Consider the following 13,581-nt stretch of genomic DNA (forward strand, 5'->3'; position numbering starts at 1 on the left):
CCAGTACACTGTCTCGAAAGGCGTGAAACGAGTCCTCCTGTAGCGCCACCACGACGAAATCACCCGGCAAGGCGTGATAGTAAACCGTCGATAGAGCGTTCGACCCGGCGATCGACGTCAATGCTGCTGATGCGACCGTTCGGTGTGACCGCCGAAACGATGCCGCGTTTATCACTCACTCATTATTTCATCGGCCCGGTCCATGGGGCGGATTGACTGTACGATTCGACGGTAGCGGGTCTGTATTCGTTGTCACCACATCAATCTGGCATGAGATTTAGCTGGGGGAACAGATGCGTAAGTAACGTGTTCGACTCCGAATACGGTTCCCGCTCACCGTTCGCGAGTTCGTATACGGCCCCGTTGCTCTTTCGCGCGGCAGTGACAAGTTCCTCGTAGGGGTTATTACAGACGTCGAGAAACCCGATATTATAGTTTTCGCCGTCGAAGCGGCCGATCGGAGACTGATCGTATAGTTCGAAGTAATGGGTTCCGACACACCATGGCTGTGATGTGGCGTGTTCGATGTATTTTCGGTAGGCGCTTGCGCGTCCCGCCTGCCCCGACGCTTGGCAGATTCCGTATGCGGGCAGTCCGACATCGAGTGCGCCGAAATGCCATTCGCCGACCAATATCGGCAATTCGTAGCGCTCGCTCATCGCGCGGTATTGCTCGACGGGGAGTTGTTCAAGATACGAGACGCTGGTGATGACATCGAAGTGTTTGAGTGACGGTTCTGCCCACTCTGGCGGTAACAGAATATACCGGACTCCGAGATTCAGGTGGTTCGGATCGTTCTTTCGGCATTCCTCGCTGAGTACACCGTAGAGTCGGTCTACCATCTTGGTGCTAAATTCTTTCAGGTCTTCTCTCGCGGTGTCGGTCAGCGGTCGTTTCCAGCGGCCGGTTTCGACCTCCGAAAACGTCACGTCGACGTTCCAAGCGTCCGAGAGCGACCTGGAGTCCCCGTACTTCTTCCGGAGTTCCGTCACGAGAACGGCCCTCGATGCACACTGCTCTGTGTTGTACAACATCCCGGCAGCGGGGCACTTGTCGCCGAAGATCCAGACGGGTTCGTTTTCGAGAAAATACCCGAGTAGTGCGGGATCGTCTCTCGTTTCGACCAGCGGCTCAGCGATCGACGCAGCTTCCGCACTGAACTCGTCGTGGTACACGTCTGGAAAGCCGCGATAGATCGTCGGAACACGCTCGTAGGAGGGGTCCAGCGTTCGTACGTACGGAATATCACACTCCTGAATGAGCTCTTGGTTCGACCAGTTTCCGATGGTATTGAAACCGGTTTCCCGAAGAAAGGCTTCGGTAATATCCTGCCAATTTTTATGCCAATCGTCACCGAATGCGTGCCAGAAGTTATCTGCGAGATGGTTGATCCGTTTCTCATCTTGATCGTGAATCTCCCATCCTACCGTTTCTGGATCCGGTATCCGGGTCAGCGCGTTGCGAAGGTTGTCATAGCAACTCTGGACACGCGGCCGGACGCAGTTCATGCCGACGGACACGAACGGGTGGCCGTCCGGATCAACGAACCACCAGCGGTCACCGTCGTGGGTCGTCCGGAAGAATCCGGTCGATTCGAACTGGCAGGTCCGGTCGCCACCCCACCTGGAGAAGCGCTCCGGCCAGGACGCGTCGGCAGCCGTTTCGTACTGCCTTCGCAACCGCTCCGTGATCTCGTCCCGGCTCTCAGACCGTTGCTCCCATTCATGAACCGTGCTTTGACCGAACGCGTCAACGAGGGGCCCAGAGGGTAACGTCGGTTCGGAGAGATTCTCAGGCGTGGATTCCGTGATCCGAAGCGGTGTCTGTGACCATTCCACCACCCGAGGCGTCACCCCATCGGCCGTCCGCCGGCACGGTACGGGAGCGGCCCAAATGACGATCTCGGTTATCTCGTCCGGTTGAATGTGGCCGTCCTGTGACCGTGGTTCCAGCCACCCGCCGTCCCGTGTCACCTCTATCGCCCCTTCGAGGACGGAACGCAACGGAATCCGAATTCTCGACTGACACTGCTGTAACAGCCCGAACGTCACCCGAAACCGTGTCTCGGCGGTTCCTTCAACCGAGAGATTGAACTTGGGGCGGTATTCTGAGTGAAGGAAAAAATCAATCGATAGGTGATGATTTTCGCTAACCGATGTACTCGATAGATCGTACCTCAGTTCGTGTTCCTCCGACGTAATTCGGTAGCCGGTTGCGCCTTCGAGTTCCTCTGTAGCAATGCTCGTTATGTCACCGGTAACCTGACTAGGCGTGAACTCCATTCTTATGCTATGTCAGCAGGTAATTGTCGGTTCGCTGTTGGGCTATAGGGAACCGCAAGCCATACGCCGCCCACCGTTAACAGCCCATCGGGTTGATTCATTCATACTGAAATCTGGAGAAAATATATTCTTTTCGATTACGAAATATGCGTTTGCCCCCTCATTTCGAATGCTGATTGACGCGAGAATCGGAAGCTCCGTCGGGAGTGCAGGGGACCACGGAGCAGCGAGTATTCTGGCCGTCACTCAAGCGCAGTCCGGGGAACCGGTCGAGAGCAGAATAGTATCGATGATGGTTGACCGTCGGCAGCGGGGTATTCGATGTGTTCACTGATGGTGAACGCAGAACCGTGATTGGCCCCAGCGTTCGATTCCGTTGTACTAATTTGCTCGTACCGGAGAGACGCATGTGTTCCGTCGGTTTCAAGAAACGACTCACGATCACCCTCGTCCACAATCTGGTTTACCGTTTTCACGTATCACCATGAGATCAGTATTGGGGGCGCCCAAAAGCTGCTGAGTGACAAGAAATGTCGTTCGAACGGCAGTTATTGCTTCGAATGAATTCGTGATCCGGATTCTTTCCCAGTCCGTTCGATAGCTGCATTGCCCGGGTTGTACGCTCCGAACGCGATATTGTCGCGTACTGGTATAGAGGAATGGCTTATGGGTTGCGTATTCGATTGCGACTTGAATGCTGGGCTGCGACACGGAGCATGGCCTGGGATCGATATGAACCGAACCACCAGCAGCGTCGTACAGATCCAAGAAGTACATCACCGACGATGAACCAGGCGAGGTGCATGTCTCCCTCACGATGTCGGTCACGGGATAGACGGTGGACGGTATCAGCTCCATCGGATGGCCAGCAATTTATGTGAACCGTTCACGATTACGCCCGAAGCATTGGCCCACACAGGTGTATATCCATAGACAATTTAATAAAATTAATTCAAATTAGAATAATTTAAATATGATTCGATAGTAGGATTTGGTGATGCCAGACTTGGAGTCGAAGATTATCGGCGTCACGGATACCACGTGGGCTGAGTATGACATGGGACAGTTTGCGATGAACACCATCAACGAGAACTGTAATGCCGACGTCGAACGGTATACGGTGCCCGGCTACAACGAACAGCCAGTGGCAGCGAAACGTTTGATCACTGAGCATGACTGTGACATCGTGGTCGCAGTCGGGATGGCGAGTCCATACTCTCACAACAAGGACTTTCTCCATACTGCGTCGAAGGGACTGCAGGAAGTAGCACTCGAGACAAACACACATATTCTCGAGGCTTACGTCGCTATCGACGAGGCCAAAGGTCCTGAGGGCCTCGTCGACATCGTCGAAGACCGAGTCATGGCACACACGGAAAATGCCATTAGCCTGCTTCGCGGCAAGACCGAACTCTGTCCGAAGGTGGGCAAAGGCGTCCGTCAGGGGAGTTCGAACGAAGGCCTGTTAATCGACGGTGATCAGTGAAATGAACGTCGTATTCGTCCACGCGACGGTCAACGGCGAGTTCGTCGACGAAATGCTTTCTATCGCCCGTCAACGGGCCGAAGAGCAGAATGTATCCGTCGTCGACACGATCGACGTTGCGGGTGTCCACGAACTCCCTGTCGTCGTCGAAGCGGCGCTTGAACGCGACAATGTAGACGGCGTCGCGGTGTTCGGCGCTGTCGTCAAAGGAAGCACCGACCACGACCAGTTACTTGCGAACAACGTGTCCAAGCAGTTGCTCGAGCAGTCCTGCAATCACGTCAAACCGGTCGGCTACGGTATCATCGGACCGGACGCTTCGTGGAAAGAAGTCTCAAAGCGACTCGAGCATTACGCGAAGGGCGCAGTCGACGCCGTCACAGATGCGGATGCGGCGCTGACCCAGGCACAGCCCTCCGACTGACACCCGGCGGATTCATCGGGACCAGTGGCCGGGTGAATTCCCGTCTGTTCCCATGACGAATTCGATTTTCCGTGAGGCTACTGGCTCCGCAGTAGCGAGAGAGACAGTCCCGGATGGGCGAGAAACGCTACCAGCGCGCTTCGATCGAACGTCTGACGATTGAATTGCTGGAGAACAGTGTGTCCGCTACGTGGTTGTTGTGATCCGCGAGGAACGTCGTACTCGATGCGCCAGCGGCGGTGGTCTTCGAGTATCCATTCCTCGTCGTGGATCAAATCGTGAGCCACCGCGATCACCTCGGGGTGGAGCTTTCAGCTTCGCTGATATGGTCGCTTCGCGTCCACGGCCTGCGGGATACCACATCCGAACCCAGTCCACCGCATACCATTTCGGGCGACGCGAACCGTGGCACCGTGCGAACTGAATACACCGCCTCAGAGCGATGAACGGGATCGCTCCGACGAAGTCGTTCGAAAACGTTTCACAACTTTCGTGATCTTCAAACGAGTCGCCGCGAAGCCCCCGACGACCTCGCGGATTCGAAGATGCCGCTCTGTACGAGAGACCGTCGGTCACTCGGACCACGCCGACTGCGCGTCAGATGGTACCCCTTTGACGAGGCCACACGCGCTGGAAAGCACACCGTCAGTCACAATTCGGTGGCCACACCGTCAGTCACAATTCGGTGGCCACACCGTCAGTCACAATTCGGTGGCTCCCTTCGACAGACCACGCGAGAGCGTACGTGCGGCCCGAGGAAACGCGCAACCGTGATCACACTCCGGTGAATCCTGCGCCTGAAGGGGAGAGAGGAAGTCACGACTTCTGTACCATCCCCTCAACGTACCTCGCAACGACATCGGTCTCCAAATTGACGTTATCACCCTCATCCTTCTCTGAGAGATTCGAACGGTTGTGAGTTTCCGGAATGATGGTTACGGAGAACCGGTCAGCGTCGACATCGGTGACGGTCAGACTCATCCCCTCGATTGTGATATATCCTTTCTCGACGATGTACGAGTCGAGTCCCGATGGTTTCGAGATGACGAAGTCCCATCCCTCCTCAAGTTCCGATATGTCCAGAATTTCGCCACTCGCCTCGACATGTCCTTCGACGATATGTCCGCCCATGCGATCGTCCGGTTGCAGTGGCCGTTCGAGGTTGACATGATCACCCGACTCGAGATCCGAGAACCACGAGCGTTCAAGCGTCTCCGCTGCTGCAAAACAGGAAATAGCCCCATCGGTAACGGTTTCTGCAGTCAGACAAACGCCACTCACGCAAATACTGTCGCCAGCCTCAATATCGTCGAATATATCGGCGCGAATTTGAATTCGGCGTCCTTCGCCAGCCGATTCGACTGCCGTCACTTCGCCACTAGTTTCAGCAATACCAGTATACATGAATTTAATTACTGCTAATCGGGTATAAAACATTTCGATTATCGTACGCGGGCAGCGTAGTAACTGGAGTGAAACCGACGGTGGTCTGGGTCCATTCGGTTTGAAAGAGGGGATCGATCATCGGTTACGGTTGGGAGATTGACCGATGTCATCCATTCGAACGCCAGGTGGACTCGAGGTCCGTCTGATCGAATCAATTGTCCGTACTATCGGCGTTTGTGGTTCGAGATGGCAAAGCCTCTCATCACCACGAAAAACGCGCTAACGTTGCTCGAACGACTTCGTTACGGGGGCTTTCGCGTAGACGTCCGTTCTGGCCGCTATCTGCGGCCAGCGCAGACACGTCGTTTGCGTTTACCGTCACGCGATCTGCTCACGGGCGCGAAGCGCCCGTTCAAATGGTCGGAGGGACCATCGGTCCGTCCCGTCGTCGGTCGGAGGGACCACCTCGAAACGGACTGAACACCGCCAGCAAAAAACGGCATCCGATGCTGAGCTGTTTTTATTCCTGCCAGACCGCGGCTGGCTGATGGCCGAACGGAAACGACAGCTCGTGAACGGTTTTTTCTCCGTCGCACACCGACTGATAGATCCGTTCGGCAATATGTGGTGAGTACGGTGCAAGCAGTCGGGCAAGGAGTTCGAGGATATGCTCGAGTTCGGTTTGGACTTCGGTCGGTAGTTGTTCGTTGTCCTCCCCGTATTGGATTACAGTGGGAAGATAGCTCCGTGTCGTGAGAGAGTAAATCAGAGGTAACAGACGGTCGACAGCGGCGGCAAAGTCAAACGACCGAAGGCTCTCGGTAATTCGGTCACTCTCTCGTTCGATCGCACTGAGGGCATTGGTGTATGCACGTGCGAGCGCTGTATCGTGTCCGGTAACAGACGGAACGGAATCGACGAGTGCCAAAGCAGTATCGACAGCGTCGATCATATCGGCCAGTAGTGAGGTGAGCGTCTCGATCTCGTCCCATTCCACTGGGATATCTCGGTTCCACCGTGTATTTTTGAGAAGGTACAGCCGAACGGGGTCTGCACCGTATCTGTCGACTACTTCTCCGGGTGTGACGATGTTGCCGACCGATTTTGACATTTTCTCTCCGTTCTCATCTGTGAGAAACCCGTGCATCAATGCGCGGTCGAACGGCATCTCGTCAAAGCCTGTGACGCCAATTGCAAGTTGCATAAAGAACCATATAGACGGCTGGTCCCGAGCTTCAACGATAATATCTGCGGGAAATCGCTGATCGAACATGGTCATATCGTCCGGTGCACCGGCGACAGCAACGGCTGCCAGACCAGCACTGTATCGGTCCGCAAAAATTCCCGAAACCCGTTGATACGTTGTCCCGCCTTCAGTAATCGTGATATTATCGAGGACCGACTTGCGTGGAATGAGGTCGTCCGGTTCAATTTCCTGATCCGCACGTCGGGATAGCTCAGCACGCGATTCGATCACGATGTAGTCGTTGGGATCAGTCTCGGCGGCCCAAATCGGCATCGGGAGCCCCCAGGTGGATTCCTGTTCGATGAGCCAATCGTGGTTCACAGCAGGTTCGTGAACAAATCTCGGATCACGCGACCAATCAGGGTGCCATGAGGAAGGCGACTTCATCTCGGCTTCGGTCGTATTGGGATACCACTCCGTCGACTCAATCGCTCTGTCTATCTGATCCTTCAATCCGTCGAGCTTGATATACCACGCAGTATCGATCCGTGGAAGCACTTCCCCACCACAGAGCCAGCACTGGTCTGTTCGATCGTGGCTGGCCCCACGCCTGATAACATAGCCATCCTCAGCAAGCGACTGCTGAATTTCGTCACCGATACTCCGAACCTCCTCTCGCGTACGGAGTCCGTCACCATCGAACGGAGTTCCAGTATTACGAATTCGGCCAGCCTCGTCGATTGGTTCCAGGACTAGCAGGTCGTGGGTGGTCGCGAGCCGTCTGTCTCTTTCACTCGTCGCAGGCGTACCGTGGCGTATACCGGTCCGTTCGGAGAGTGAATCAACAGTGAGTATCTGACCGCCGTGGTCACAACCTCCATTCTCTGTAAGTGGGTGTTCGTACGAGTGAGATGCGAAGAACGACCCGCTGACTCGATCTACGACTTCGAACTCGACCCCCTCAGTTTCGGGGACAACCGTTTGATACGAGTCGGCGGCGACGTACAGGTCGGGTCGAGAGAAGTCTGGAAACGACAATTTGACGTATTCGTCATTGTGTTCCACTGCCAAAAACGAATTTGCAAGAACTTCCCAGCGCTCGGAAACACGTGTCACCAGAGCGGCTGTTTTCCCGACGATCGGATACGCGACGAATAGCGTGTGCTGTTGTTGCTCTGGTGGATCTCGATAACGAAGCTCTGCAGTGTCGACTTCTGATCGTTTGTACCGTGGGGCACGACACTCCGGGCACCAGTTAACGACTTGGTCGCCCTTTGCTAGATATCCGTTATCAGCGATCCTACTGAACGTCCACCACGCTGAATCGGCGTACGCCGGTGAGTCTGTCCGATACGAATTGTCCCAATCCATCCAGATTCCGCAGTCCTGAAAATCGTCTTTGAGCGTTTCTATAAAATCGCTTTCCAGTTGGTGACACTGTTGTTCGAATGTCTCGACGCCGAAGTCTGAAAGCGCTGCGAGGGATTCAATACCTCTCTCAGAAGCGATCCGCTGTTCGGTGATGAACAGTTGGGTATCGAAACCAGGGCGATCGACGACAGCATATTCCGACATTCTTCCAACACGAATGATCGTGTCCTTCAATATCTTATTCCAGACCGTCCCGAGGTGCGTGTCACCACTCGGATTTGGAGGACCATCGAGGAAGAAAAGTTCATCCTCTGTGTCTCGTTGCGCGCGATCGTATGCATTAATTTCATTCCAAAATTCCATGATCTCCTTCTCGAGAGGACGGATACTATCTTGCACATCAGTATCAAATAATATTATTGCAATAGTATTTTTGGAATATACTCGGGTAGACGACCATGTGGCGTGGACCGCTCGGGGTCACGTGGTTCGAGAATCGAAGATTCTCGTCGTCCCATGCGACGACGAACCTGCGAACCTCCTGCTACTCGGGGATTCGACCCCCCAATGGGGGCCCTCCGGCGTGAGCCGTGGGAAATATTAGTCGTGTTCGTGTTCCTCGCGCAGGTGTTCGATCGCGTGGAGTTCGACCACCGGGAAGATTTTGGCGACGGTGAGAAAGAACAGACAGACCATGCCGACCGTCCCGGTGATCGAGGCGATTTCGATCAGACTCGGGACGTAGACGCCCGGCACCGCCCCGTAGATGTCGAACGTCGGGTGGAGAAACCCTTCGACGACGAACAGGACCTTCTCGAGGATCGTCGCGGTGAGCACGGCCAGGCCGGAGATGACGGCGCGACGTTTGGTGAACAGTGACGGCCGGATCGCCTGAGCGAAGATGTACGAAAGCGTCACGAAGACCAGCGACATCGACGTGAGGTAGATGGGATTGGTCGCACGGGCCAGCGCCGCGATGGTCAGGTCTATGGGGGCCTGGAACAGCCCGGTGATGTTCTGCTGGAGCTGGAGCCACAGGAAGAGTAGACAGAAGAAGCCGAGCCAGAGGAGCAAGCCCCGGAAGATGTCGTCGGTGAAGATGTGATCCCAGTCGTAGGCGTGCCGGAACGAAAACGCGAGGATGATCACGCCGCTGATGGCCGACGTGAGGGCGATGGTGAGGAACTGCGGGCCCTGTACGCCGCCGAACCAGGTCGGATAGTTCGGCAACACGGCGAACAGCCACGGGATGACGCCGCCGTGGAGCAAGAGTGGGGCCATGATGATGATCGCGAGCGCGAGCCACCAGACCATTCGTTCGACGACTGCGTCTTCTTTCTCGGTGTAGCCGATCGTCATAACACGGTAGATCGGATCGAGGCGATCCGGTAACTGATCGCGCAGTCGGCTCACGTCGTAGCGCAGGGTCAGTCCGAGGTAGGTCGCCGTCAACACGAAGTAGGCCGTGATGACGGTCACGTCCCACACCAGCGGCGAGGCGTGGATCGTAATGTGGTAGTGGCCGATGACGCTCGTGACCATCCGGTCGGGTCGGCCGAGGTGAACGATGATGTAGAATCCCGCTGCGGAAAGTCCGCTGATGGTGAGCAACTCGGCGAGTCGCGCCACGGGCATATACCGGTCCATTCCGAGGAGCCTGACCGCGGCCGAAAGGATGATCCCTCCGTGGGCGATCCCGACCCACCAGATGAACGCGCCGATGTAGATCCCCCACGTGACGCCACCACCGCTGCCCCAGTCACCGAGGGCAGTGACGACCAGCCCCTGTTGTAGCTGATAGGCCCATCCGACGAGGAAGGCGAGAAGTGCCAGCCCGGCGATGGCGACCAGCACGAGGTACGTCGTCGAGATTGTCCCGATCGGCCGCAGAATGTCGGCCTCGCTCGGCGTTTTCGTCCCCATTGTAATACGGTGGACCACATCGTCGGACCACTTGCGTCCCTGCTATGCACTTGCAAGGTGTTCCGGATCGCTTTCGAAGTGAGCGCCCCACGGGTGGTTTCGACGAGTTCCAACCATATTGGTCAGCGCCGTCACCCCGCTATCCGACGAGGTCCGGGCGCGGGATCACAACTCGAGCGTGTAGACGACTTCCCGTCGCTGCTGCCCGCCGATCTCGACGTCGTCCTCGTCGGTCGGCTCGAAGCCGTGGCTTTCGTAAAACTCCCGCCCGCCGTCGTTCGATGCGAGATCGATCGCACACATTCGTTTCATGTTGAAGTCCCGCAGGTCCTCGCGCAACCGTTCGTACAGCGCCGTGCCGGTTCCTTCGCCCTGGTGGTCCGGATGGACGGACAGTCGCAGGACGTCGCCTTCGTCTTCGGTGACGACGCCGTGGGTGAAACCGACGACCTCCTCGTTTTTCTCCGCAACGAGAAACGCGGTGCCGGGCTTCGACAGCGCCGCCTCGAGCGCTTCGTCGCCGTACCACTCGTCGATCGTCTGATCGATCGTGTCCGGATCGAGTTCGTCGTAGGTGTCGTGCCACGTGTCGCGCGCGACGGCTCGGATCTGCTCGCGGTCGTCGCGGGTGGCTGGTCTGATCTCCATATCGCGGCGTACGACAGCGACTGACAAAGTGATTGCACCGTCTCAGTTAGGTCCTTTATTCCGGTGGATGCGACGCCATCTAAATCGCGTTCGGTGCCGTCGCGAGTTGCGACGGGATGTGGAACGGCCACGAGCGATCCACCGGGTGCGGTCTACCGGAGGGAAAATTCGTCCTTCGGACGACCGGGACCGGCCGAATCCGCGTTACGACAATTCGAGCGTGTAGACCGCTTCCGGGTAGTTCTCGCCGTCTATTTCGACTTCACCTTCGTCGGTCTGTTCGAAACCGAGTCCCTCGTAGAAGGCGCGGCTGGTGTCGTTGAACGCGAAGTCGATCGATCGGACCCGGTCGACGTCGTACGCCTCGAGGTCTGTAATCAGTCGCTCGTGGAGTTTCGAGCCGATTCCCTCCCCCTGATGGTCCGGGTGGACGTACATGCGGAGAATGTCGGCGCTTTCGCCCTGGGCGACTGCGTGCGTAAAGCCGACGATGTCGTCGTCCTTTTCAGCGACGAGGACGACCGTCCCCGGCGCCTCGAGGGGCATCGAATCGGTGGTGTACCAGTTGTCGACGGTTCGGTCGATCACGTCCGTCTCGAGTTCGTCGTAGGTGTCGTGCCAGGTGGCACGAGCGACGGCCGTGATGGGGTCGAAATCGTCGGCTCGTGCGGATCGGATGTTCATACACGTACTTGCGATGAGAGGCTTAAATAACTCGCTCCCGCTGCGGCGACCGGACCGGTGACGGGACTCGGTTCGGTCGGGTTGATGCGGCGAGTCCCCGCGGTCGGTTCTGCCGATCCGGCGGCCGGGTGCGGTCACTCGCGAACGTCGAACCCTCTATCGCGGAGCAGTTCCGGAACGCGGTCTCGATGGTCGCCCTGTAGTTCGATGCGGCCCTCGTCTACCGTTCCGCCAGTTCCCAGCGCACTCTTGAGATCCGAGGCGGTCGATTCGATTTCGGGGTCGGGCAGGTCGAATCCGTCGATGATGGTCACCGGTTTGTCGTATCGCCGGCTCTCCGTTCGCAGCGACAGCACTTGCTGGGACGTTTCGAGATCGCCCTGACTGTCCAGTTCCTCGAGGAGGTCGTCGAGGTCGTCTTCCTCTGCCATGGGTTGGCATGGGTTGCGAACGGGAATAGCCCTGTCCCTGCCTTCGCAATGGACGCCGTATATCAACACTGACTGTCAGTTCGACAAATCGGCGCGTGACCGTCGTACGGTGTCGATGCTCCTCGAGACCGGTTCGCCGAGGAAGGCTGCAGCGGAGCGATTTGTCTCCACGGTACACCTCGCGCTCGCCCCCTCCATCTCGCTGACCCGTTGACCTGCCGGACCCGTCCGACATTTCGGATTTGCTGTCGATGGCCGGACACTACTGTTCCGCCACGACTCGCTGTTGTCGCGGACAGCGCCGTCGCATCCACCCATCGTTATGGCAGTTCGGTCGGTATCCTCACGTCGTGATCGAGTGGAACCAGTACAAGGGCGATCCGCACAACTCGGGACTCCGGCGCGACCTCGAGGGGCCGTCACGCGTCGTCGAGGGCTGGACGACCGACCTCGTCGGCATCCCGGGATCGCCCGTCCTCGACCGCGATACCGTCTACGTCGGCACGAGCCGCGGGAACTGCTACGCGCTCGAGGCCGAGACGGGCCGGCGGGGGTGGACCTTCGAGACGACGGTCGCGACCGACGCGACGCCGGTCGTCACCCGCGACCGGCTGTATCTGGCGACGGCAGACGGAACCGTTTACGGGCTTGATTCTACGACGGGCGACCCGCAATGGCGGGTCGAGCTTCCGGGTGCCCTCGAGTCCGCCCTCGCCCTCTCGGACGGACGTCTCTATGCCGGCCACGCGGACGGTCTGACCGCGCTCGAGGCCGAGATGGGCGCGGAACGCTGGACGTTCGAGACCGAGTCGGCCGTAGTCGGCTGTCCGGCGACCGCCGACGGGCGTGCGGTCGATCGAAATCGATCGTCCCGGAATCAGCTTTCGGGTACGGTGGACTCGGATCTGTTCGACGACGATCACCGGTCAGAGACAGCCGACCGATGGATCGACGAACGGGTGTTCGCAGGGACTGCAAACGGGACGGTACTCGCACTCGAAGCCGAATCTGGCGACGAAGTCTGGACCGCGCCGACTGCCGGGGCGGTCACGGCCGGACCGACCGTCGCGGCCGATCGATTGTACGTCGGCGACGACGGGGGAACGATGCTCGCGCTCGACGCCGTCACCGGCAAGTCGTGGTTCACGTACGAGATTCGCGATTCGCTTACGACGTCCGCGACCGTTCTCGCGGCAGCCGAGACGACGTTCGTCGGGGGCGCAGACGGCTATTTGCACGTCACCGACACGACCGTCGGCCGCCGCAAACTGCGCGGCTGGCTGTTCTCGCGGAAGGGAATCGAACTCGACGGCCCCGTCCGTTCCTGTCCCGTCGTCGTCGGCGACATCGTCTGCGTCGGCGATGCTGACGGCTCGCTGTACGGAATCGGCGTCGACGACTGCGACCCTCGCTGGCACTTCCGGGCCGACGATGCCATCGCGGGCACGCCCGCGGTCGCGCCCGGTCGACTCGTCGTCGGTACCGACGACGGCCGCCTCCGCTGTCTCGAGTGGGAGACCGACGACTGAGGACGCTGAGTCGGGTTCCAGTCAGATCCGTTCGTTTCGGCTCGTTGGATTTTGGACCTCGTTCATTTCGGACTTCGGCTGGTCTCGGCGCTATTCGGTTTCGGTTTCGGTTTTCCGACGGTCGGCCGGTTGCTTCACTGTCGCGTTCGTTCCCGTCTGAACCGGAAAGTCGCTGTCACACCTCCCGCCGCAGTCTTGCACTTTCACTTCCACTCTCCTGTTAACGAGGCT

The 13,581-nt window shown here is 57.9% G+C and carries 11 protein-coding genes; 3 read left to right on the top strand and 8 right to left on the bottom strand.

Going from position 1 to position 13,581, the window contains the following annotated elements:
- Positions 1-260: 260 nt before the first annotated feature.
- Complete coding sequence (locus HYG82_RS35310) at positions 261-1,838, bottom strand: hypothetical protein (RefSeq protein WP_179261992.1); 1,578 nt, start codon at positions 1,836-1,838, stop codon at positions 261-263.
- 1,441 nt (positions 1,839-3,279) lie between these two features.
- Here HYG82_RS35310 and ribC point away from each other — a divergent pair.
- The gene (gene ribC / locus HYG82_RS35315; RefSeq protein ID WP_179261995.1) at positions 3,280-3,768 is read left to right on the top strand and encodes a riboflavin synthase; all 489 of its coding nucleotides are present in this window, start codon (positions 3,280-3,282) and stop codon (positions 3,766-3,768) included.
- Position 3,769: 1 nt separating this feature from the next.
- On the top strand, positions 3,770-4,192 hold the full coding sequence (locus HYG82_RS35320) for a 6,7-dimethyl-8-ribityllumazine synthase (RefSeq protein ID WP_179261996.1): 423 nt from the start codon (positions 3,770-3,772) through the stop codon (positions 4,190-4,192).
- Between the two features lie 77 nt (positions 4,193-4,269).
- Here HYG82_RS35320 and HYG82_RS35325 read toward each other — a convergent pair whose 3' ends face one another.
- The 7 genes from HYG82_RS35325 to HYG82_RS35355 all read right to left on the bottom strand — a co-directional run bounded on the left by HYG82_RS35325 (position 4,270) and on the right by HYG82_RS35355 (position 11,821).
- A complete protein-coding gene (locus HYG82_RS35325; RefSeq protein WP_179261998.1) occupies positions 4,270-4,479 on the bottom strand; it encodes a hypothetical protein in 210 nt (69 codons plus the stop codon).
- Between the two features lie 529 nt (positions 4,480-5,008).
- Positions 5,009-5,596 carry a riboflavin synthase gene (locus tag HYG82_RS35330; protein ID WP_179262000.1) on the bottom strand — a complete coding sequence of 196 codons (588 nt, stop codon included), beginning with the start codon at positions 5,594-5,596 and terminating at the stop codon, positions 5,009-5,011.
- 502 nt (positions 5,597-6,098) lie between these two features.
- Positions 6,099-8,498, bottom strand: coding sequence for a class I tRNA ligase family protein (locus HYG82_RS35335; RefSeq protein ID WP_235217713.1), 2,400 nt, complete (start codon positions 8,496-8,498; stop codon positions 6,099-6,101).
- Positions 8,499-8,735: 237 nt separating this feature from the next.
- A complete protein-coding gene (gene nrfD, locus HYG82_RS35340) occupies positions 8,736-10,058 on the bottom strand; it encodes an NrfD/PsrC family molybdoenzyme membrane anchor subunit (RefSeq protein ID WP_179262004.1) in 1,323 nt (440 codons plus the stop codon).
- A gap of 165 nt (positions 10,059-10,223) precedes the next feature.
- Entirely contained in the window at positions 10,224-10,706 is a 483-nt protein-coding gene (locus HYG82_RS35345; protein WP_179262006.1) for a GNAT family N-acetyltransferase, read from the bottom strand.
- Positions 10,707-10,910: 204 nt separating this feature from the next.
- Positions 10,911-11,390 (bottom strand): GNAT family N-acetyltransferase, encoded by a 480-nt coding sequence (locus tag HYG82_RS35350; RefSeq protein ID WP_179262008.1) that lies wholly within the window; start codon positions 11,388-11,390, stop codon positions 10,911-10,913.
- Between the two features lie 134 nt (positions 11,391-11,524).
- On the bottom strand, positions 11,525-11,821 hold the full coding sequence (locus HYG82_RS35355) for an SUI1 family translation initiation factor (RefSeq protein ID WP_179262010.1): 297 nt from the start codon (positions 11,819-11,821) through the stop codon (positions 11,525-11,527).
- Between the two features lie 350 nt (positions 11,822-12,171).
- Here HYG82_RS35355 and HYG82_RS35360 point away from each other — a divergent pair, with 350 nt between their 5' ends.
- A complete protein-coding gene (locus tag HYG82_RS35360; RefSeq protein ID WP_179262012.1) occupies positions 12,172-13,350 on the top strand; it encodes an outer membrane protein assembly factor BamB family protein in 1,179 nt (392 codons plus the stop codon).
- Positions 13,351-13,581 lie beyond the last annotated feature (231 nt).

Source organism: Natrinema halophilum (genome assembly GCF_013402815.2).
Classification (GTDB): domain Archaea; phylum Halobacteriota; class Halobacteria; order Halobacteriales; family Natrialbaceae; genus Natrinema; species Natrinema halophilum.